The organism is Reichenbachiella sp., assembly GCF_033344935.1.
In the GTDB taxonomy this organism is placed as follows: Bacteria; Bacteroidota; Bacteroidia; order Cytophagales; family Cyclobacteriaceae; genus Reichenbachiella.
Map to the genome: position 1 here is coordinate 2,476,715 of NZ_JAWPMM010000001.1, position 23,138 is coordinate 2,499,852.

The 23,138-nt window shown below is 39.3% G+C and carries 18 protein-coding genes; 7 read left to right on the forward strand and 11 right to left on the reverse strand.

The window, feature by feature from the left end; translation table 11 throughout:
* Positions 1–1,917: a tetratricopeptide repeat-containing sensor histidine kinase gene (locus tag R8N23_RS10805; protein ID WP_318171610.1), complete on the reverse strand. Its 1,917-nt coding sequence runs from the start codon at positions 1,915–1,917 to the stop codon at positions 1–3.
* Between the two features lie 167 nt (positions 1,918–2,084).
* Here R8N23_RS10805 and R8N23_RS10810 point away from each other — a divergent pair, with 167 nt between their 5' ends.
* Complete coding sequence (locus R8N23_RS10810; RefSeq protein ID WP_318171611.1) at positions 2,085–3,530, forward strand: aminotransferase class V-fold PLP-dependent enzyme; 1,446 nt, start codon at positions 2,085–2,087, stop codon at positions 3,528–3,530.
* Positions 3,531–3,587: 57 nt separating this feature from the next.
* Here R8N23_RS10810 and R8N23_RS10815 read toward each other — a convergent pair whose 3' ends face one another.
* From R8N23_RS10815 to R8N23_RS10825, 3 genes are read right to left on the reverse strand one after another with little or no spacing between them, the layout of a single operon-like run.
* Complete coding sequence (locus R8N23_RS10815) at positions 3,588–5,009, reverse strand: hypothetical protein (RefSeq protein ID WP_318171612.1); 1,422 nt, start codon at positions 5,007–5,009, stop codon at positions 3,588–3,590.
* 8 nt (positions 5,010–5,017) lie between these two features.
* Entirely contained in the window at positions 5,018–5,842 is an 825-nt protein-coding gene (locus R8N23_RS10820) for a hypothetical protein (RefSeq protein ID WP_318171613.1), read from the reverse strand.
* Positions 5,829–6,443, reverse strand: coding sequence for an RNA polymerase sigma factor (locus R8N23_RS10825; RefSeq protein ID WP_318171614.1), 615 nt, complete (start codon positions 6,441–6,443; stop codon positions 5,829–5,831). Before R8N23_RS10825 ends, R8N23_RS10820 begins: the two co-directional genes overlap by 14 nt.
* 101 nt (positions 6,444–6,544) lie before the next feature.
* Here R8N23_RS10825 and R8N23_RS10830 point away from each other — a divergent pair, with 101 nt between their 5' ends.
* Positions 6,545–7,603 carry a hypothetical protein gene (locus tag R8N23_RS10830; protein WP_318171615.1) on the forward strand — a complete coding sequence of 353 codons (1,059 nt, stop codon included), beginning with the start codon at positions 6,545–6,547 and terminating at the stop codon, positions 7,601–7,603.
* A 67-nt stretch (positions 7,604–7,670) separates the two neighbouring features.
* Here the strand turns inward: R8N23_RS10830 and R8N23_RS10835 are convergent, their stop codons facing one another.
* The 4 genes from R8N23_RS10835 to dnaG form a co-directional block, all read right to left on the reverse strand.
* Positions 7,671–8,180 (reverse strand): hypothetical protein, encoded by a 510-nt coding sequence (locus R8N23_RS10835; protein WP_318171616.1) that lies wholly within the window; start codon positions 8,178–8,180, stop codon positions 7,671–7,673.
* A 125-nt stretch (positions 8,181–8,305) separates the two neighbouring features.
* Positions 8,306–8,917, reverse strand: a complete 612-nt coding sequence (locus R8N23_RS10840) for a hypothetical protein (RefSeq protein ID WP_318171617.1) — start codon at positions 8,915–8,917, stop codon at positions 8,306–8,308.
* A complete protein-coding gene (locus R8N23_RS10845; RefSeq protein ID WP_318171618.1) occupies positions 8,910–10,115 on the reverse strand; it encodes a bifunctional 3,4-dihydroxy-2-butanone-4-phosphate synthase/GTP cyclohydrolase II in 1,206 nt (401 codons plus the stop codon). The genes R8N23_RS10840 and R8N23_RS10845 overlap by 8 nt, the downstream gene beginning before the upstream one ends.
* A gap of 12 nt (positions 10,116–10,127) precedes the next feature.
* Positions 10,128–12,047, reverse strand: a complete 1,920-nt coding sequence (gene dnaG, locus R8N23_RS10850; RefSeq protein WP_318171619.1) for a DNA primase — start codon at positions 12,045–12,047, stop codon at positions 10,128–10,130.
* Between the two features lie 129 nt (positions 12,048–12,176).
* Here dnaG and R8N23_RS10855 point away from each other — a divergent pair, with 129 nt between their 5' ends.
* The 3 genes from R8N23_RS10855 (at position 12,177) to R8N23_RS10865 (ending at position 16,662) form a co-directional block, all read left to right on the forward strand.
* On the forward strand, positions 12,177–13,265 hold the full coding sequence (locus R8N23_RS10855) for an Mrp/NBP35 family ATP-binding protein (RefSeq protein ID WP_318171620.1): 1,089 nt from the start codon (positions 12,177–12,179) through the stop codon (positions 13,263–13,265).
* Positions 13,266–13,292: 27 nt separating this feature from the next.
* Complete coding sequence (locus R8N23_RS10860) at positions 13,293–13,556, forward strand: NifU family protein (RefSeq protein WP_318171621.1); 264 nt, start codon at positions 13,293–13,295, stop codon at positions 13,554–13,556.
* Between the two features lie 85 nt (positions 13,557–13,641).
* On the forward strand, positions 13,642–16,662 hold the full coding sequence (locus R8N23_RS10865; RefSeq protein WP_318171622.1) for a T9SS-dependent choice-of-anchor J family protein: 3,021 nt from the start codon (positions 13,642–13,644) through the stop codon (positions 16,660–16,662).
* 1 nt (position 16,663) lies between these two features.
* Here the strand turns inward: R8N23_RS10865 and ddlA are convergent, their stop codons facing one another.
* On the reverse strand, positions 16,664–17,740 hold the full coding sequence (ddlA, locus tag R8N23_RS10870; RefSeq protein ID WP_318171623.1) for a D-alanine--D-alanine ligase: 1,077 nt from the start codon (positions 17,738–17,740) through the stop codon (positions 16,664–16,666).
* A 129-nt stretch (positions 17,741–17,869) separates the two neighbouring features.
* On the opposite strand from ddlA, the gene R8N23_RS10875 reads away from it, so the two are divergent.
* Together R8N23_RS10875 and R8N23_RS10880 are read left to right on the forward strand one after the other, a co-directional pair.
* Positions 17,870–18,727: a PASTA domain-containing protein gene (locus R8N23_RS10875; RefSeq protein WP_318171624.1), complete on the forward strand. Its 858-nt coding sequence runs from the start codon at positions 17,870–17,872 to the stop codon at positions 18,725–18,727.
* A 45-nt stretch (positions 18,728–18,772) separates the two neighbouring features.
* A complete protein-coding gene (locus R8N23_RS10880) occupies positions 18,773–20,674 on the forward strand; it encodes a T9SS type A sorting domain-containing protein (protein ID WP_318171625.1) in 1,902 nt (633 codons plus the stop codon).
* Here R8N23_RS10880 and nspC read toward each other — a convergent pair whose 3' ends face one another.
* Together nspC and R8N23_RS10890 are read right to left on the reverse strand one after the other, a co-directional pair.
* Positions 20,675–21,802, reverse strand: coding sequence for a carboxynorspermidine decarboxylase (gene nspC, locus R8N23_RS10885; protein ID WP_318171626.1), 1,128 nt, complete (start codon positions 21,800–21,802; stop codon positions 20,675–20,677).
* Entirely contained in the window at positions 21,802–23,007 is a 1,206-nt protein-coding gene (locus tag R8N23_RS10890; protein ID WP_318171627.1) for a saccharopine dehydrogenase family protein, read from the reverse strand. Before R8N23_RS10890 ends, nspC begins: the two co-directional genes overlap by 1 nt.
* Between the last annotated feature and the right edge of the window lie 131 nt (positions 23,008–23,138).

Sequence of the window (23,138 nt, forward strand, 5' to 3'; positions counted from 1 at the left end):
TTAAGCCAATTCGAATTGTACAGTGAATTTAGTTCCTTCTCCTAGTTCACTTTCGTACCAGATTTTTCCATTCATCTGTTCTACGTATTTTTTGACAATAGAAAGTCCTAATCCAGTAGATACTTCATTCGCTGTGGGTTTCGCGCTTAAGGTTTGAAACTTCTTGAAAATTTTGTTTTTATCATCTTCTGTTAAGCCGGGTCCCTGGTCTTGTACGCTTAACTGCACAGATTTACCCACTACGTTCAGTTGCAAAGTTATGGTTGTGTCAGGGTTGGAAAACTTCACCGCATTTGAAACTAAATTTTCAAGTACCTGATGCAGGTGAATATCATCGCCTAGGATGATACATGCCTTTTCACTGATTTCGCCTTTGATAGTTATATTTTTAGCCCGAGCGGTAGAATTGAAACTAGTGATTGTGTCATTCATTACCTTAACAATGTTCACCCGCTCCTTATTGGCAGTTTTAGGCGTTGTGCTCAAAGCTTCTACGTTCAATATTTTACTGATCATCGAAAGGATTCGATCAGATTCACTCTTAATTAGATTGAGTGTGTGGTTTTCTGATGCACCAAATTCTTGATGTTCGGATTGGTGAATTTCGGTAAGTCCTTTGATATTGTTAATTGGAGCACGCAAATCATGAGATAGTATCCTAATCAAATTGTTTTTCTCATTGTTGATGTCTATGAGATCATTGTTGTGTTTGTAGGCTCTTTCTTTTTGATCCTCAATCTGAGCATTAAGCTTTTTGCGTTCATTGCTAGACCAAAAAGCAATAATAGCTACCGTTAGGAACAGAAGGCAGGCCACAACAGCCAGGGTGATTATCGCTCGCTGTCGTTCAATAATCACCTGGTTCAATCGAGTTTGTTCTCTAAGGTATTTGGTTTCTACCTCCGCTTTTTCAGTTTGATATTGAGCATGTAGAGATTCTATTTTTCTAGTATTTTCTTCATTGAAGATGGAATCCTTGGTTGCTACATAAAGCTTGAAATAATTTAAAGCTTGATTGTAGTTGTTTGATTTTTCTGAGATCTCGGATAACAACTGGAGCGCCTGCGACTGATTGCTTTTCAAGCCATGAGCCTCATTGAGTGTCATGCTTTTTTGAATAAATGCTTTCGCTTTTACAGTGTTATTTTTCATTATGTGGCAGCGGGCTATATTGATATAGCTGAGACTCAATGTGCTGGTATGATTGAGTCTTTTGACATTAATTAAGTTTTCAGTCAAAAGACTTAGAGCCTTATCAGGAAGGTTGGTTTTAATGTATAACTCGGCCATATCCACATTTGAGATAACCATACCCTCCAAGTCGTTCATTTTTGTACGAAGCTCTTGAGCCTGTCTGTAGTATTCCTCGGCTTTTGAATATTGTTCAAGTCCAACAAGTGATCGGCCGATGTTCAAATAACAATAAGCCATGATGTTGCCGTCGTTGATGATTTTGGCATTCTCCAACGCACGTTGGAAATAGTCTATGGCTCCTTGGTAGTTGGTTTGAAAAATATAGATGTTACCAATATTGATAAGGGTATAACTGATCTCCTGTAAATCTTTTGAGTATTCAGATGATTTTAAGGCTTCAAAAAACAATTCTAGTGCCTTCGAATAATTACTTCGATTCCTGTAGGCAATCCCAAGGTAATTGAGGCTGTGGTTAATTCCATTGAGGTAACTCATTTCGCGTGAAAGCCAGAGCGCCTGCTGTGCAAAATGAATAGAGGAGTCAATGTCGATGTTTCGATAACCCCAACTGATTTGATTATAAATATCAACAAGCGTACTGTCCGATGAAGTAATGGATAGCGATTTTAAACTGTCAATTTTGGAAAGTGCTGGCGTTGATTGTGCTACACTCATTGTCGTACCGATCCCAGCAAAGAAAGACAGTAAAAGTAAAAGTCTCATTTTATTGAATTAACGAATAACCTTAAATATGGGGTGAAAAGGTGGAGTAAATTAATCAAATTTATCTGACAAGTATGCTTCTCATTTTATTCTAAACACTTAGTGTTTCAATTAATTTGTTCCTTCAGGTAGATTTGTAAATTTGCAGTCCAAACAACACTGATCCAATGAATTTCGATGAGATAAGAAAAAATGTCGTTGGCTGCGGCCAATCATTCGACACGCCTTTTGGTAGCTTTGATATGTTATATGCCGACTGGGTAGCTAGTGGTAGATTGTATGCACCTATCGAAGAGGCTATTACTAAAAAATTTGGTCCATGGGTAGCCAACACTCATTCTTATTCCAATAAAACAGGTAGTCTGATGACTACAGCCTATAACCAAGCGAAGCAAATAATAAGAGAACATGTAAATGCTTCTGAAAATGACATGCTCGTGCTCACAGGATCTGGTATGACAGGAGGTGTTGTACGACTTCAGCAAATTCTTGGACTCTGCAAGCATCAAAACACCCCTGAGCTTGAAGAGTCGGATAGGCCGATTGTGTTTATTACCCACATGGAGCATCATTCTCATCATGTCTCATGGATGGAGACTGTGGCGGATGTAGTCATTGTTCCACCCGGACAAGATTTGAAAATAGATCTAGATCTGCTGCAAGCTGAAATAGATAAATATGCTGATCGGAAACTGAAAATAGGAGCCTTTACGGCAGGGTCGAATGTAACTGGTGTAATTACTCCAATTCATGAAATGGCAGAAGTGATGCATAAGAATGGAGGGTATTGTTTTGTAGACTATGCGGCTACTGCTCCGTATGTGGCTATGGATATGCATCCAAAAAATGATCTTCAAGCCCTGGACGCCATATACTTTTCGCCTCATAAGTTTTTAGGCGGGCCTGGTGCATGTGGTGTTATGCTTTTTAACAAAAAGATTTATACAGGTAAATCATGTGTCCCTGGTGGAGGCAACGTAACCTGGACAAACCCATGGGGAGAGTATGGATTTACTTCTAACGACGAAGCCAAAGAAGACGGAGGTACACCAGGATTTCTTCAAGCGATTCGAGCGGCATTAGCGATTAAGCTCAAAGAAAAAATGGGAATCGCTAATATTGAGAGAAGAGAGGAAGAGTTGGTTTCCAAAGCATTTGAAAAGATGAACCAAATCGAAGGTGTTCGAATTGTAGGAGAGCAAGAATCCAAGCGTATTGGCGTGGTGTCATTCAATATTGATGACATACACTACAATGCTGTGGTCAGAATTATGAATGACCGATTTGGAGTTCAAATTAGAGGCGGATGGGCATGCGCTAGTACGTACTGTCATTATTTGTTTGAGCTTGATCAATCACAGTCAAAAAGACTCACCGATGGAATTGATAGTCAAAACCTTACTGGGAAGCCTGGTTGGGCTAGAATGTCTCTACATCCAACCATGACTGATAAGCAATTAGATTATGCATTAGAGGCGATCGAATATATTGCCAAAAACAAGCAAAAGCTAAAAGAGGAGTACGTCTACGATGTAAAGACCAATGATTTCACGTTACAAAAGAAGGCTGTGGACAATAATGATAAGCAAGCAGCAGAAATGTTTGTGCTATAAATAAAAAGGGACGCTTGCTTAAGGCGTCCCAGACTATACTTGAAATTATAATTTAGACTAGCTAGCGTCTTTTATTTGAATCTGTTCTAAAGCCTGGCTTTCGCTAATCCTACCTGCATCTAGATCCAAAAGAGTTTTTTGTTTTATCAACACATTGATTTCGTTTGGAATGTCACAGTTATTACATTCTGTAAGGATGATCTGAAAAAGTATAGCTTCATCTGCTTCCAGACTTTTAATTGTCTTGCCATAGTCTATCACATTCTTCTTAAAATCATTGATAAACTGCGGGTACAAATCCATCACCGCCTTGTTTCTCTCTGCACGAGTTAAATTGCTCTTTCGTTGAGTAGGCATTCGATAACTGTCTCTTCCTGTAGAAATAGAAGAATACATTTTCATTCTATAAATGACGCCAAAACTTTTTAGTCTCTCATAAGAAATGGGGGATGAGGTATAGTATGTTGTGGCCAAGTCTGTTTTGTAAAGCCTTTGAAAAATGCTTGAAAACAATTCTAAATCTGCAGCAGCTTTTTCCTCTCCTTTACTTTCAATGAAATTGATTCTATTTTCAAAGGTTGCTCTGGAGATCCTCCCTGCTTTGAAATCTGCTATATTCCTTCTGGATGTTGAGGCACTAAATTTTCCTCCTTGGTTGGAAGAGTTGTAGAGTACGGCACCAAATCCCTGAGGACCACCTTTTGTAACGAGCATAATTTGTTCATCGTCGTTGAGTTGGCCGATGAGGTCTGCATAGTCTGTTAGGAAAGTCACCATGACTTGTCTGTACAGCGGTTTTAAGTCTTCAAAATCCTTTTGATATCCTCTAGTAGCGTAACTGTAGCCTTTGTCGTCTTCGTCATCGTCATCATCATTAGAGTTACTGTACGAGTAGCGGTAGGTGTATTCGTCATCACTATCAATCACTACTCTGTTGACCTCTTGATACTCAATTCGTTTTATCTCTTCTTTTTCTCTTTCCTCTTCTCGTTCGCGTCTTCTTTCCAATTGCTCCATTTGTCTTTCCAGCGCTCGTTCTTTCTCTTCCAAGGCACGTTGCTGTTCTCGAAGCATTCTTTCATTTTCTCTTTCAATAATTTCAGATTGACGCTCAATTTCCTCTGCCTGTCGGGCCAGCATTTCTGCCTGCATTTCAAGTTCTACCATATCGTCCACATCGATATGGAAATCCTCATCGTCTAAGACGAAAGTGAGATTGTATGAGGGGTCAAAGCTATGAGAGTAAAATTTACCTGAACTGTTTATGTCAATCATTACTCCGAAGCCAGGTATGTAGCTAGCCTCAGGGCTGGCTGAATAAAATCGACCATCGTTGGATTCACCTTTCACAAGTGATGAGACCACGTCTTCCGCAATTTTCAGGTCTCTATCCATTTTGCTCTGATCAATATCCTGAGCTGTAAGCGTAAGACTTAGAGTCGAATATATTGTCGCTATTAGCAAATACTTAATTTTCATACTTGTACTTATTTACTTTGAGTTTTAACCATGTCATACAGGCTGGCTAGCAATTGATCTTGTTCTAATTGCTTGACATCCTGAGTGTTTTGTATTTTGCTCAAGCTAGTCTCAATCAAACGCATGTCGTAGTTCCTTTGGTTTTGATAAAACTCATTGAAATCCGCCATGACTGTTTTTACATATTTCTTTTGTTTTTCAGTGGACACTGTAAAGAAGTTCTGGATAATCTCCTTGTTTTCATTATTCAATTGTGCCACGTATTGCTGCATGAGCTGACCAGTACCAGCTGAATGGCTTTTCATCATACTTGTCATCAGTGCTATGTTCTTCTGATCTTGGTTTTCCATTTCGGAAGTCAATTGCGTTTGAACAGCAGCAATTTTTTGATCTGTAGTAGATTCGTAGTCATCCATTACCTCGCTCATCCAGGCTTTTACATTTTCCTTGTTTAATTCTTCGTCTGGCAAGGGCGTAAGTTCCCCAAACCCAATTTGCAATCCTTGGGCAGAATTCGAGATGTTGAAATTCAATAACGCAGCTGATATCAATAATAAACTCAAACCTGCAGCTATTGAGCCTACCCATCTAAAGGCCTCTGACTGAAAGAAGGAAATAGATTGTTGACCTTCATTAAAAACAAAAGTGGGGGGGATGATCTCCTTGTCCTCAAGTGTGCCGAGCGCATGTCTAGTGGCCTGCATACTCTGCATCTCTGCCTTAAGCTCTGGGTGCTCTTCCAGTAAGCTTTCTACTTCTTTGATCTCCTCTTTAGGCAATTCACCATACAAATAGTCGATGATCTTTGCCTCATCAATTTTATTTTCCATCATGGTATGATTCATTAAATGCTCTACTCTTTTCTAATATTTTTTTCAAGTGGCTCAATCCGTAATACAATCTTGATTTCACCGTATTTTCTGAAACGTTCAATATTTCTGCGATTTCTCTAAATTTCAACCCTTCATATTCCTTCATAATCAAAACCGCTTTTTGCTCTTCACCCAATTCGTTGATTGCTTCGGTGACTATGTCGCTCATTTCTGATTTGACATAATCGGATTCGGGGCTACTGGTTTGTTCTTGTTTGTATTTAACCTCGCTGACCTCATCTGAAGAAATAAACATTTTGGATAATCGGCCGAATTTTCGATCTTCTTCACGGCACTGGTTCAAAGCAATGACATATATCCAGGACTTGAATTTTTCAATTTCTTTCAATTGCCCCAAATGGTCAAATACCTTTATAAAGGTTTTTTGTGTTGCCTCCGTTGCCAGATCATGATCATTGAAATATTTAAGAGAAAAATTATAAATTCTCTTGTGCCAGAGACTCACCAGCTTATTAAATGCTCCCTTGTCACCAAGTTTGGCACGATCAATGATGTTCTCCGAATGATTCATCGCAATGTCTAGCAATGTCGCGGTACTCATAAATACTTAATCGGTTAATTATGCGTTTCGGTATTATGATGAAGGTGACATCAGAAAAGTTTTAATTATTTGTAAAAAGATACCTATTAAAATTAATAATTGTGAGAAATGTCAGTTTGCTTTTGATTTTGACTGTTTTTATGTGGTCATGTATTGAGGAAGAAGCTAAAGAGAATGTAGTTGCAGAATTTCCAGAAACGTTTACTGTGGACATACCCAGCACGCTTAGTAATTCAGCAGGGTTAAGCGCCGGGCGCTTAAAGAATACTAGTGAGTCCGTTTCAGGAAATACTATTTATGGTGCGCTAAGAGAATTTATTTACGTGGGAGAAGAAGCTGCCATGGTATTACAGAAAATAGTAACTGTGGTTGGAGTGGCACACATTGTCAATGTGGAAACTTTCACGATAGAAAGTGATGAAGATGGTAGATCTAAGACATTCATTTTTAGTGACGGTGTGTCGTATGGAGGAGTGAACTATGCACATGAAATGATAGTAGAAGATGAAGACGGAAGTTTGGCTTTGCAGGTGGTTTGGAATAGTAACCCTGTAAAAGGAACTGCCATTTTAAATCCCTATTATATCAATAGATTGGAAGGAGAGGAGTTTATTGATACGTTCTATCGCTTGGATTATGAAGAGTCTAGTGATAATGCACAGCAGACCATGACGGTAACTATCGATGGATTTCCAAATCACGAAGAATTGAACAAGTTGAAAATGACCGTGGTGAAGGAAGGAGATATTTATGAAGTGTTTGGCAATTCAAATCATCCGAACTTGGAGTTGGTAAATGCAGATTTAGCAGTGGATAGAAACTATGCCTTTATAGCTAGAGCAGATGATGCAAATGATATTGCTGTCGCTGAGGTGGCACTACCACTGTCCACAGTCGAAACTGCAGATGTAATGGATGACTATTCGATATATGCCGTTTTTGATGCGGAAATAAAAAGTATAGGAATCACAGATCAGAATTTGATTGACGCCTATTTGACCAACGCCGTACCACCGGCATACTTTGATAAAACATCTGGTTTTCTTGGAGCAGGTGAAAATGTGCCAGAAGGCTTTTCTTCGGAGTTTACCGACTTATCTGATTTGTCACCTTATGTACCAAATGATGTAGCTACTTTGTCGGTAGCATTTTTGAAATAAGAAATTGTTGATCACAAAAAAAGAGAGCTATTTGGCTCTCCTTTTTTGCTTAATCATTTTTCAAAAATTATTCTTCGTATGGGTTGTTGAATTGCTCCCAGGTAATCACAGTACAAGAAGCCTGACTTTGATCACTTGCAATGATTAATTCATCAGAGTTCAATCCTCTCAAGGTGAAAACCACACTGCTGATGATAATGGCGTCTTTCGTATCATCATCTTCCCATTGCCAACTACCCACTCGCGCAGGAGTACCACTTTTACCACTTTTTGCAAAATATTCGCCAGAAGGGTAGAAACCATAATAATAACCATCTGTGATTTCTTGACTTTCATTATCGCCGCATTCACCTGACAAGTCAATTTTGCTAACCTTTTGAGTCCACCACTTTTGCCCGACAGCTGCACCTCTTCCTGAAGAACTGGCAGAGCCAGAAAGAGTGGCATCTCTTAAATCAATGTCAACTATTTCACTGCTAGGTACTCCCGCAAATGGATCATCGTTGTCGTCGTCGCCTCCGCAGCTAAATACAAATAAGGATAAGGTAAGAATTGAAAACAGAGCGCTTAATTTCATAGCTATTTTTATTTTAAAGTTTACGACTGACTTACTTAAGTCAAAGTTTAAAAGTAAATAGAAAAGAAGCTTAAATAGCTAGGGGAGTAAGAGAATCGTCTAAAAATACTTATTTCTAAGTACGTCTAAAGAGAATTATAAAAAGCAGTGATACGAACAATGTCTCGCATTTCGTCAGTTTTGAGTTTGTTCGCTTTGACGTATTCTTTTACCTGATTGGAGTTTTTACTGAGTATTTCAAATAAATGATTCTTCTTCCCATTATACATCTCCATGTTTCCCTCAGTGTCAACAAAATAATAAGTGAAAGAGAGTTTTTCAGATGAGGCCGCAGGTCCATTAAAATAGGCTTGACTGTAAGGGTCTGTTGTCATTACGATCTTTTCTCTGACCAATAAAGAGGTCTTGCCTTCATACAATACTTCAAATAAAACAGGAACCTTATAATTTGATTCTACCTGATAGGGGATGGCATAAAATTGACGATAGGTCTTTAATATATTGTCATAGATTTCAAAGTATAAGATTTTTTTGCTGCTGTAGGTTTGAACCTTCTCGTCTGCTACGACCACCTGAACAGCATTGGTTTCCATATCGTATTTTACATCTCCTCGCACAGTATCTTGGTCTTCTGTCACCAGCCAACCTTTATGAAACATGCGAGAAGAAAATTCTTGTGCATTAGCAGTAAGCACAAGAGTTGTGAATACAAAATACGCGAAAACCTTTTTAACCATTCCTTAATATACTATGACCCATTTTATCTCGCTTAGTTTCGAGATATTTTTTGTTGTGAACGTTGGGGTCCACTTCAATAGGAATATTTTCTACAATTTCCAGGCCATATCCCATCAATCCCACTCTTTTTGTTGGATTGTTAGTAATTAGTTTGATTTTTTCTACTCCAAGATCATGTAGAATCTGAGCACCAACACCATAGTCTCTATGATCTCCCTGAAAACCTAATTTTTCATTAGCCTCTACAGTATCCAATCCTTCCTCTTGAAGCTTATAGGCTTTCAACTTGTTTAATAAGCCAATACCTCTTCCTTCTTGATTCATATAGACTATGACACCTTTGCCCTCTTTTTCTACCATGGTCATAGCGTTGTGCAATTGTTCTCCACAATCGCATCGACACGATCCGAAAATATCTCCAGTCAAACAAGAAGAATGTACACGGACCATGACTGGTTCTTTAGGATCCCAATCACCTTTTACCAAGGCTAGGTGGTGTTCTCCAGTACTGATTTGCTTGTAGGCAGTCATCTTGAAGTTACCCCACTCAGTTGGCATATCTACTTTGATTTCCCTTTCGATCAAAGATTCTTTCTCCATTCGATAAGCAATCAAATCTTTAATGGAGATGAGTTTAAGGTTGAATTTATCGGCAACTTCACGTAATTGCGGAAGACGAGCCATGCTACCATCCTCATTTAGAATTTCAACCAACACACCAGCTGGAAATTTACCAGCTAATCTTGCCAAATCAATGGCTGCTTCGGTGTGCCCAGCCCTACGAAGTACACCACCCTTTTTAGCCTTCAGTGGAAAGATATGGCCAGGTTTCCCTAATTCTTCAGGCTTTATGTTTGGATCAACCAAAGCTTTGATTGTTTTAGACCGATCACTTGCAGAAATTCCTGTAGTACAGCCGTAGCCAATTAAGTCTACTGATACGGTAAAGGGAGTTTCGTGGAGGACGGTGTTTTTGCCTACCATCAGTTCAAGGCCCAATTCATCGCATCTTTCTTCTACCAAAGGCGCGCAAATTAGTCCTCTACCATGCGTGGCCATGAAATTGACAATTTCAGGGGTGATGCTCTCTGCTGCACAGATAAAATCTCCTTCGTTTTCTCTGTCCTCATCATCTACAACGATGATTACCTCTCCATTTTTTATAGCCTCAATCGCTTCTGATACAGGGTCTAGCATATTACTTTGGGTTTACTTCACGGTTACATTTCCAAGGGTTTTGGCAATGGTCATTTCCATGCTTTTTAAATCCCCTTGGATGCTCAAAAATTTATTTATCTGCTCTTCTTCGCTTGCCGATTTGATGTTTTCCATGTTTTCAGCAATCATCTTTTGAATGATACGGAATTTGAGCCGCAAGATATTAGTATAAGTTGAATTTTTTAATGTCTGAGATTCATGAGCTACATGAATCTGGAATTTTTCAGACCAGTTGGTGCTGATTTCATAGCGCTCTGTAGACAAATCAACCGCAGCTTGTTTTACAGCGAGGTCTTCATGATCCAAAAACTGTTGGATCGTACTTATCTGACCTTTGGCCAGGTTTTCTTTGAAAATCTCTAAAATTTTGTTGTAGATCGGGGTTTCGAAAGTGATATCCTCAGACTCTGCCATAAAGTAATCGGCTAGGGAAACTTCACCTTCTTCTATTCCTTCAACCAATTCCGAACCGTAGTTGATCAGCATGCGTATGCTTTCTCTTTCCTGCACTTTGATGATATCATCTCGACTGATTTTGGTTTCAGTCTTTTCTGGCTCATAGGCTTCCGGGGGAACTTCATGAATAGGTGCTTCCCATTTTTCCTTGCTGCTTTTCAGCAACAGCTTATTGGTCTCACTGATGAGCGTTTCTTCATCTACATGGATTAGACGACTACATTCCTGAATATAGACCGTTCTTTGAATGGGATCAGGAATCAGTGAAATACTCTGCACAATCTCTCGAATACTCTCCGCTTTTTTGATCGGATCGTCTCCACCATCTTTTAGGAAGATACCTGTTTTAAAAGCAATGAAATCTTGTGCGTTTTCATCCAAATATTCCTTAAACGCTGCTCCACCCAATTGTTTGGAATAACTGTCTGGATCTTCTCCCTCTGGAAATGGGACTGCTTTTACGTTTAACCCACCGGTCAGCATCATATCAATACCTCTCATGGAGGCTTTGATACCAGCCTTGTCTCCATCGAACAGTACGGTTACATTTTTAGTATATCGCTGAATCAGTTTGATTTGGTCATCTGTCAGCGAAGTACCGGATGAAGCTACTACATTAGTGATCCCTGCCTGACTTAATGAAACCACATCTGTGTATCCTTCTACCAGGTAGCAGTTTTCTTGATTTCTAATTTCGTTTTTTGCCTGAAAAATGCCATAAAGGATTTTGCTCTTTGTATAAAGCTCAGTCTCAGGACTATTAATATATTTTGGGCCTTTTTCGTTGGATTTGAGCGTTCGGGCACCAAAGGCGATGACCTTACCTGTGATGTTGTGAATGGGAAATACAACTCGACCTCTGAATCGGTCATAAGACTTATCCTCTTTTACAATTTTGAGTCCTGTTTGCTCAAGAAACTCATCCTTATGGCCAGCTTTTTTGGCGGCGTCTATCAGACCTTGCCATTGATCCAGTGAATAGCCAAGATCGAATCTTTTTATCGTTTCCTCGCTAAATCCTCGTTCCTTAAAATAGGAGAGGCCTATGCTTTTACCTTCGTTTGTATTCCAAAGATTCTCAACAAAGTGATCTTTGGCGAAATTGAGCGTAATGAAAAGGCTTTCTCTTATACTTTGTTCGGCAAGGTAATTTGGATCCGCCTCATCTTCTTCGATAGTAATGGCGTATTTCTGAGCCAGATACTTTAATGCTTCGATATAGCTCAAACCATCCACTTCCATCAAGAAGGAAATGGAATCACCCCCTTTTCCTGTACTGAAGCATTTGAATATACCTTTAGCAGGAGACACCATAAAAGAAGGTGTCTTTTCATTGGTAAAAGGACTCAGGGCTTTATAACTCGATCCTGATTTCTTGAGGGCAACAAAGTCACTCACCACCTCATAGATATCCATCCTGCTTTTGATTTCTTCTATGGTTTGACTTTTGATCAACTAAATGTAAGGATTTTGTTTTTGCCCGTATGGAAATGCAAATCTAAAACGAAATTGCCTGATTATGTGATACAAAACAGGGATATCCTTTAACTTGCAAAAAAATTGTAGAACAAGCCATTTTTAATCTTGAAAATCACAGAAAAGGAAGTATTGCAGGCGTTGAGTAAGGTTCAGGATCCGGATCTTAAAAAGGATTTGGTCACGCTGGGTATGATTCAAAAAATTGAAATCACTGACGAGGCACTGAGCTTCTCTGTGGTACTTACCACTCCAGCCTGTCCATTGAAGGAAGTGATTAAGAATGACTGTTTGAAGGCGCTGGAACCAATTTTAAACGGTTTGAAAGTGAATATTGATATGACTTCTGATGTGACAAGTATCAGAAGTAAGTCAATGATTTTACCAAATGTAAAGAATATCATCGCCGTCGCTTCGGGGAAAGGTGGTGTTGGTAAATCTACGGTGACGGCCAATTTGGCCGTGGCTTTAGCCAAATCTGGCGCGAGTGTTGGAATTATCGACGCGGATATATTCGGCCCATCGATGCCTACCATGTTTGATTGCGAGCATGAACAGCCAAGTATGGTGGAGGAAAACGGAAAGAACATGTTGATTCCCATTGAGAAATATGGAGTGAAGCTGCTTTCTATTGGTTTCCTTACACCAAAAGACAATGCCATTATTTGGCGTGGACCCATGGCCAGTTCCGCATTGAAGCAATTTATTAGCGACGTGAAATGGGGCGAATTAGATTATTTGTTGATTGACCTGCCTCCTGGGACGAGTGATATTCATTTGACGCTAGTTCAATCTGTACCTGTGACTGGTGCTGTAATCGTGACAACACCACAGAAAGTAGCCATTGCAGATGCGCAGAAAGGACTGTCGATGTTCAAACAACCACAAATCAATGTGCCCTTGCTAGGAGTGGTAGAGAATATGGCTTATTTCACACCTGAGGAGTTGCCGGACAACAAATACTATTTGTTTGGTAAAGAAGGGGGAAAGAAGATGGCTGAAAAGTATGAGATTCCCTTCTTGGGAGAGATTCCGATCGTGCAGTCTATTCGTGAGAGTGGAGACAGCGGTTACCCGGCAGTCATGAAAGAAGGAATCACAGAGGATGCTTTTAATGAGTTGGCACAAAGTGTGGCCAGACAAGTGGCTATAAGAAATGCCTCAAAAGAAAAGACAAAGATTGTTCAAATGAACTAAATTTACCGTATATAAGTCATTGACCCTATGGAAGCAGACAAAAAACAAGAGCTTTTAGCTAGAATTGATCAGGCGATAAACAACATCAGACCCTATTTAGAAGCTGATGGAGGTGATGTGAAGTTGCTTGATATCGATGATGATTATGTCGTTCAAGTTGAGCTTTTAGGTGCTTGTGAGGCGTGTCCAATGTCTCCTATGACTATGAAGGCAGGAATTGAGGAAGCGGTAAAGCGCGTTGCCCCAGAAGTGAAAGCCATTAATGCTGTGAATGTTGCATCGGTCAACTAATACATTTCCATACCTAACCTCCCAATTTATTCAAGTTCTCTTCGTTCATTCAAAATGGTATTTGGGATTTAAACCACATTTCAGATTGAAATTCATATTCCTTTTTGTATTAGTTGCGGGTTGTCACTTGTCTATTGCACAGGATAGATGTGGTACTATGCTTTTCAATGAGTCAAAATCTTCGATGGATCAGCAAGAGCAAAAGATTCAATTCGAGAATTGGTTGAAACAAGAAATTTTCCAAAAGCAGATAATCAAACAAAATAGAGCAGCGGTTACCACGAGTGAGACCCTCTATGAAATTCCGGTTGTCGTTCATGTAGTTCATCAAGCAAGTGAACCCGAAGGGACTGGAGGAAACATCCCCATGGGACAAATAACATCTCAAATCAACACGCTGAATGAAGACTTCCGGAGAATGAATGCCGATCGGGTGAATACGCCAGCTGAGTTTGAAGATGCTGCTGCGGATGTGAAGTTGGAATTTGTTTTGGCTAAGAGGGATCCAGAAGGGTTGCCAACTAGCGGAGTGGTAAGAGTCGTTGGCAATCAAGATTTCTACTCGATAAGTCAAGCAAAAGAATTAGCTGCTAATAGCTACTGGCCTGCAGAAGAATATCTCAACATTTGGGTGGCACATATGAGTGGAGGATTGCTTGGATTCGCAAAGTTTCCAGTATCGAATGAACCTGGTATGGATGAAGACCCCAACCTTAACCGATTGATAGACGGTGTATATGTAGATTATGAGTATTTTGGCACAGGGTTCAATGCAGATGATTTTTCGAAAGGACGAACCCTAGTGCATGAAGTAGGGCACTGGTTAGGACTTCGTCATATTTGGGGAGATGGAGGCTGTAGTGTAGATGATTTTTGCACTGATACGCCGGTTCAAGGAAGTAGTAGCTCTGGATGTCCAGATGTAAGTCAAACCTCTTGTTCTACTATTGACATGTTTCAAAATTACATGGATTATACTGACGATGAGTGCATGAATCTATTTACCAATTGTCAAGGTGATCGTATGAGAACTGTATTGGAGAATAGCCCTCGAAGAAAAGAACTACTCAGTAGTTCAGGTGCGCAAGAGGCAATTCAGGTAGCCAATGATTTGGGGATACGTTCTGTAATATCTCCCACATTTGGCAATTGTAGTTTAGAACTTTCTCCACAGGTAGAGGTGAGAAACTATGGGAGTAATAATATATCTAGTTTTTCAATTGAACTGCTTTTGGATGGAGAAGTACAAATCACCGATTCTTATGTAGAAACATTAATTCCTCTTCAATCGATTTTCGTTGATTTGTCCGAGATATCTATCTCCAAAAATGTTGAGGAAATTTCAATAAAAATTCTGTCTGTTAACGGAGGAATAGATGGTAATGCAGATAATGATTGTGAGTCCGTTAGTACATTTTTTCCTTCAATTCAAATTGCTCCTTTGACCGAAGATTATGAAGGTACAGAGGAGTCAATTGCAGAGTTGTGGAAAATGAAGAATAGTAATTTGAATCCACCCGCTTGGGGTTTTGCGACTGCACCGAATGCTACTATAGAAAATAAAGCAGCTATGCTAAGTTATTATGGTGCTCCAGGAGGGTCGTTTGGAGAATTAGATTACCTATTGAGCCCTGTACTTGACCTTACAGAGCTACCTACCGCTGATTTGAAATTTAAGTATGCTTATGCGAATCATGATACAAATTTAAGTGACGCTTTGACTGTTATGGTGTCTACAGATTGTGGAGCTACTTTTCCACAGGATAACATTTTGTTTCAAAAGATAGGGGCAGAATTAAGTACCTCACCTGCTACCAACTCATTATTTGTTCCTGCAGATCAAGCTGATTGGGTCGAAATTGATATAAACTTCGGGGAATTTTCAACCAAAGAGGTTGTAATAGCATTCGTAGGAAGTAACGGAGGAGGGAATAACTTGTATTTAGATGATATACAAATTTACTCAAGTGCAGCTAATGAATACGATATTGGAATTACTGCAGTAGAGTCATTGCCCATGGTAACCTGTGAAGAAGATATTGTAATGAACGTTCAAGTGAAAAACTTTGGTTCTCAGGTTATAACATCATTTTCAGTGAATTATGAATTTGGTTCTAGATCCAATTCTGTCAATGTCAATTCAGATCTGAATTTATTACCGGGCAAGACTGAAGTGGTTGAGATTGAATCTTATAATTTAGAAAATAATAAGTATCAAATGGACGTGGTAATCGAACGACCTAACGGAGAAGTAGATCAGGACAAGAGTAATAATTTTCAAACGGTGTATTTTGAAATAGATACATTGTCTGAAGTAATACCTGTTCGTCAGAAGTTTGCTAAAACCCTAGAAGGCTCCGGCTGGTATTACTGGCGATCAGACGCACCTACGGATTGGACCATTTCAGAATTCAGGGAAGAAAATGTAAGTAACTATGCGCTTAGTTTTATGGGCTATGATATTGATGAATTGGGTGTGGAAAATTGGTTTGTGAGTCCCATTCTCGATTTTTCAGCAACGGAAGAGGCCTCAATGACTTTCGATGTTTCCTATGCGAATAAATCAGATAGAAATGATCAATTACAGATTTTGGCATCGACCAATTGTGGCAGAGTATATCCAATTGAAGTTTATAACAAAAAAGGTAGTGCTTTGGCTATCGCCCAGAGCGAATCGGCTTGGTCACCAGTGACTACTGAGGATTGGAGGAATGAATTTGTAGATCTCAGTGACTTGGTTGGTGATCAGGAAGTTAGACTTGCTTTTGTAGTAACTAATCAGAATGGTAATAATTTGTATTTGGATAACATTGAGTTCTATGTTTCTGCAGACGAAAATCAAATTGTAATTACTGAATCTATGAGAGCCTTCCCTAATCCTGCTACGGATTATATTGAAGTCAAATTTAACTTTAACATCAAAGAGGAAATCTTGCTAAGAATAATGAGCTTGGATGGAGATGTGATTGCAGAACAATCATTTCCAAACACATTGAACCAAGTTTATCGAATTGATCATATCCAGAGTACTAACAATGGCATGTATATTCTTCAAGCCATTGGTGATTTTACTAACTTGTCCAATAAAATAATCATTCATCAGTAGCTTAAACCGAGCTCTTGATCTGCTTTTCTTTTACGAATCTCGCAATAGCCAATTGCAATAACTGATCAATCAAATCAGAATATGGAATGCCTGAGGCCTCCCAAAGCTTGGGATACATGCTAATTTGTGTGAACCCTGGAATAGTGTTTATCTCGTTGACAAGTAGTCTACCGTCTTTGGTTAAGAATACATCTACTCTCGCAAATCCTTCACATTCTAGTGTCTGAAATGTATCAATAGCCATTTTTTGCACGGCTATTATCTGCTCGTCAGTGATCTGTGCCGGAATATCAATTTTATATCCTTGATCATCCAGATATTTGGCTTCATAAGAGTAGAAGCTATGTGTAAAGGATATCTCACCTGGTATAGAAGCCTTTGGATTTTCATTACCCAATACCGCACATTCGATTTCTCGACCTTCAATGAATTCTTCGATGATTACCTTATGATCAAATGAAAAGGCTTCGTCGAGTGCTTGATGGTACTGCTCTTCATTGTCCACTCTGTTGATGCCTACAGAGGACCCTAAGTTTGCAGGCTTTACAAAACAAGGCAAGCCTAGCTGTTTGGTAATGCTATCAAAAGTAGGTCGATCCTGATGAGAACGGATAGTAATATATTTACCAATAGGTAATCCAGCATCTCTAAGCAAACGTTTCATTACATCCTTATCCATGCCAACAGCAGAGCCTAAGACACCGGCGCCTACAAAGGGTATGTTGGCTAACTTGAGCAACCCTTGAATGGTACCATCTTCTCCCATTGGTCCATGAAGAATTGGAAATACTACATCCACCTTTTGATTAGCCCCGGAGAGTAGCCCTTCACTTTGAGGGATGAGTGAAACACTATCACTATTTGTATTAAGGCTTATTTTTTCAATATCATCAGCATGAAGAATGAGGGAAGTCTGTTCATTGTAAAGCCACTGACCACTTTTGTCAATTCCAATTAACACCGGCTCATATTTGTCCTTATTGAGGGCCTCGATTACATTTTTTGCTGATCTCAGCGAGATCTCATGTTCGGCTGATTTGCCACCAAACAAGATGCCTACTTTGATTTTGTTCTCCATATTGGAAGCAAATGTATATAAGAAGAGATTTAAGTTAACATTCTTTCAATTGACTTTTTATAGCACTCATTTATTTAATTTTTTCAATGATTCCATGTAATTTGCCGCGTCACTGACTGAAAGAAAGAAATGAGTAAAACTGGAGCTTCGAAGAAAGACTTATTAGTACATATTGGATTGGCGGCTGCAACATCTATAGCGATTTTGCTGTTTGTGTTTTACATCTATCTTCCTTTTACCACTAATCATGGAGAGAGTATGACTGTGCCGAATCTTGAAGGGATTTTACTTGAGGATTTAGGAGAGTTTTTAGAAGAAAGAGATCTGAGGTATGAAATTGAACCAGACTCTGGGTATTCACCCAAATTTCCTCCACTCACTGTATTGAAACAGTTTCCCTTACCGAATGCCAAGGTAAAAGAAGGACGGAAAATCTACATTACCCTAAACTCATCAAAGCCTCCCGTGGTTAAGATGCCGTCCTTGATACAACGGTCGTTAAAAAATGCCCAATTAGAGTTACGTAGTCTAGGGTTGTTTTTAGGAGAAATCAGATATAGGCCTGATTTTGCATTAAATACGATACTTGGTCAGTATTATCAAGGGAAAAAGTTAAATGCAGGTGATGAAATTCCAAAAGGATCAAAAATTGACTTTGAAGTAGGGGATGGCTTAGGGAATCAAACCTTTCAAATGCTGAATTTAACCGATATGGTTTTAGATGAAGCGGTGTTTGTGATGCGCGGTTATGGATTGAAGTTGGGAGACGTATTTTATGAGAAGGAAGGTAAAATCATGAAAGAGAAGGAAGATTCCAATGGTGATATAACAGTTGAAGCGATTGAAGCTCGTCCTGGTAGAGTATTTAAGCATGCACCAAATGCAAAAAGGATTGCGCGGATTGGTCAGGAGATAGATTTGTGGATAGTAGAAGTAGATTCGTCTGCGGTAGAAGATGTGCCTACTTTGGATTTGGTCTCTGAATAAGATGTATATCATAAAATATTGAATAAATTCTTCGTTAAGAATATTATGAAATTAGCAGTCTGGAGCGTGGTAATATTAATGATGTTGAGCTTGGATACGGTCAGCTTTGCTCAGCTTCATATTAGACCCATCAACCGAGCTTCTAATTCGTTAGCGACTTCCAGTGGAGCTAGAATAACGGCGACGAGGGATACTGTGAACTTGCCATTCTGGGATGATTTTTCTTTCTCAAAAACCGCAGCCGATTCCACGCTTTGGGAAAGCAATACAGGAGCGGTGATAAATGGCACTTTAGGTAAAGTAGCGCCAACAGTTAATGTGGCTTCATTCGATGGGAACGATTTGTTTGGTAACCCTCATAACCCAGGTGGAGTAGGAAGTGATACAGTAGATGTATTGACCTCTCAGCCCATCGATTTGGAAGCTGTAAAGCCAGATAAACGCGATTCTGTTTGGTTATCCTTTTATTGGCAGATGGAAGGGTTGGGTGAAGTGCCAGAACAGCGTGATTTTTTGATGTTGCAATTTTTGGATAAAAAAGGCTCATGGAATGAAGAACTTACATTGTTAGGAGTTGCCGATAATAGGTTTGATTCCTTCATGAAGGAATCTATCCAAATAAATCATGACGATTATTTTCATTCAGGTTTTCAATTCAGATTTGTATCTGTTGGCAATAGTTTAGGCCCCTATGATGCGTGGCATATAGACTATGTTTACCTTAATCAGGATCGATCTCCAATCAACGAGTCGCTTGTAGATCGAGCAGTCACAGAAGCACCAACTCCAATTTTCAGTGAGTATACCATGATTCCATATGATCTTTTGTTCGACTTTCCAGATACTATTTACCATGAGATTTCATTCGACTTTGCCACATTAGAGAATAAAGTGCATCCCGTAGAGTTTGAGTACACATTAACGAATTACGATTACCCCAATACAGACAGTGCAGCTTTCAATGCCACTTTGTTTTACCTCAACGATACGGACGATAATTTCTCTTTACCAGCGAATGGCCGAAATACCAACTTTATACCTGCATTGAATGATTCGTATTTTTTGGGATATGACTCGTTGTTCATTGAAACGGAATTGATATTTTCTTCTACAACGGATGGATATTTTATCAAATCTATTGACGGACCAGAAGGTGCTGAAGTAATTACATATCTGACTGACGATGAATACAATTATCGACTTAATGATACCATAAGGTCATATTTTGAAATCCACGAGGCATTGGCTTATGATGACGGTAGTGCAGAATATGCGGCAGGGTTGAATAAAAATAGATCTCAGTTGGCTATACATTATAATATACCAATTGCTGACACGATCACTTACATCGATATCTATTTTCCTCAGCTCAATCCTTCTTCCTCAGGGGAGGAGATTTTGCTCTCGGTACTTAAGGATCTTTCAGGAGAACCATCTAGCGTTTTGCGTGAACAAACCTATATCATACCAGGTGGTGCTCAGTTGAATCAATTTGATCGCTTTGTTTTAGATGCCCCTGTTATAGTTTCAGGTGAGTTTTATATTGGGTTTCAACAGTTTACTAATGACTATATAGGTATTGGGTTGGATAATAATAGTCTACTTGGTACGCAGAAAATTTTTGTGAACACAGAAGATGAATGGGAGCCTAATAACAAAGTAGAGGGTATGATTATGATTCGACCCGTTTTTGCTGATTCGGACTATGTTGTAACTTCAGTTGATGAGCCAAAGCCTGAAGTAGTCATTTATCCCAATCCTGCCAATGAGAAGTTGACCCTTCAAGGAGACTTTGATTATTATGAGTTGCTGGATTTATCCGGCAAAGTATTGGTGATGGATCGATCTCGCGAATTGCTGATTTCAAACGTTCAAAATGGCATCTACTTTTTGAAAGTTTACAAAGGGGCTAACGCTATAGTAAGAAAAATCATCATCCAGCACTAATCAGGAAAGTCTATTTTTGTAATCTGAATAATCAAATGTTTTTATCAAGTCAAAAGAGTCATCTTTTCTTTTGATTCCAATTGCTGGATGTTGAACCCCATTGAAGGTACTAGTCTTAACCATGGTATAGTGTATCATGTCAAGAAATTCAATTTCATCTCCTATAGCTAACGGTTGATCAAAAGAATAGGCCTCCAAAAAGTCACCGGCAAGGCAGCTTACCCCACCAAGTCGATATTGGTGTTTGCCTTTTTTCGCGTCAGTATATCCTTTCGCTAAATTAGGTCTGTACGGCATCTCCAAACAATCGGGCATATGGCAAGTGAAAGAAGCATCAATAATGGCCGTTTTAACTCCTCCGTTGTCAACAATATCTAGTACTGTGGTTTTTAACGATCCGGTTTCCCAGGCAAAGGCACTGCCTGGTTCAAGAATCAGGTGTAAGTTATGCTTGACTTTGAATTCCTTAAGGACTTTGATCAAATGATCTGTATCATAGTTTTTTCTGGTCATCAGATGTCCGCCACCCATATTGAGCCATTTGATTTGGGGTAGCAAATGTCCAAATCTTTCTTCTACTGATTTGAGTGTCTGCTCCAGGGCTTTAGAATCTGATTCGCATAATACATGAAAATGAAGGCCTTCAACGTAGTCAGGAATTTCTAGGGCTAAAGCGTCTGTTTTTACCCCCAGCCTTGAAGTAGGTGAGGAGGGATTGTACAAATCGGTCTCCACATCGGAATATTCAGGATTAATTCTTAGTCCTACTGATACACTACTTGCTTTAGCCTTGGGACCGAAACGTTCTAATTGATTGATGGAGTTGAACGTGATATGACTACTTCCTGCAAGAATTTCATCTATTTCACTGTCCTTATAAGCTACCGCATAAGTATGAGATTTGGTCTGCATATATTCATTGCAGAGCATCATTTCATGAACAGAACTGGCAGTAGCTCCAGAAATATATTTCCGTACCGTTGGAAATGCACTCCACATGGCAAAGCCTTTGAATGCAAGGATGATTTCAACCTGAGCCTGATCCGATACAGATTTGATCAAACTCAGGTTGTTTTCTAGTTTTTGCTCGTCAAGAACAAAACAAGGAGAAGGAATGTTTTTTTGCATTACTCTACTTCCAAATCAATGTTGTGTTGTTCATGCCAAGGCAGTCCTTCAGTATTCAGCTTTTCCATGAATGGATCAGGGTTGAACTCTTCTACATTGAATACGCCAGCGCCAGTCCATTCACCGGTCAAAACCATCATCGCGCCGATCATAGCTGGAACTCCAGTGGTATATGACACGCCCTGAGCTCCCGTTTCATTGAATGCCTCTTGGTGCTTACAGTTATTGTAAACATAGTAGGTGGTTTCTTTTCCATCCTTCAAGCCTTTAATTCTGCAACCGATTGAAGTTTCTCCTTCGTAGTTGTCTCCTAAGCTACCTGGGTCAGGTAAGGTTTCCTTCAAAAATTGCAAGGGAACGATATCTACTCCTTTGTACTTGATAGGCTCTATAGAAGCCATGCCAATATTTTGAATTACTCTTAAATGAGTCAAATACTCTTGGCCAAATGTCATCCAAAATCTTGCTCTTTTTAAACTAGGGAAGTTTTTAGTGAGTGACTCTAGTTCTTCATGGTAGAGTACATAAGAGTCTCTTGTGCCAATGTTAGGGTAGTTTAATTCTTTTTTGATTTCAAATGGTTTCGTCTCTACCCAATCTCCGTTTTCCCAATACCGTCCATTCTGAGTGATTTCACGAATGTTGATTTCAGGGTTGAAATTTGTGGCGAATGCTTTACCATGATCACCGCCATTACAGTCAACAATGTCCAGGTATTGAATTTCATCAAAATGATGCTTGGCAGCGTATGCAGTATAGATGCTTGTTACACCGGGGTCAAATCCACAACCTAGAACGGCGGTAAGGCCAGCTTCTTTAAATCGATCTTGATAGGCCCATTGCCACTTATATTCAAATTTGGCTTCATCCTTAGGTTCGTAATTAGCGGTGTCTAAATAGTGAACCCCAGTTTCCAAACAGGCATCCATAATAGTAAGATCCTGATAGGGAAGAGCCACATTGATGAGTAGTTTGGGCTTGATTTTGTTGATTAAAACAACTAACTCCGGAACGTTGTCTGCATCAACTTGTGCCGTGGTAATATTGATATTGAGATCTGAATCAATATCTTTTGCTATTTGATCACATTTAGATTTGGTTCGACTGGCCATCCAAATGTCCGTAAATACTTCTGGGTTTTGCGCACATTTGTAGGCGACCACACGGCCCACACCTCCTGCACCAATGATTAAAATTCTTGACATCTTAATAAGGTTTTTAAAGACACAAATTTATATAAGGATAATATCTATTTGATAAGTAAGGAATTTATTAATTCAAATTTGTGTTTCTATCCTGAATAGATAAATTTTATTTAAATTGTAGGGTTCAATCA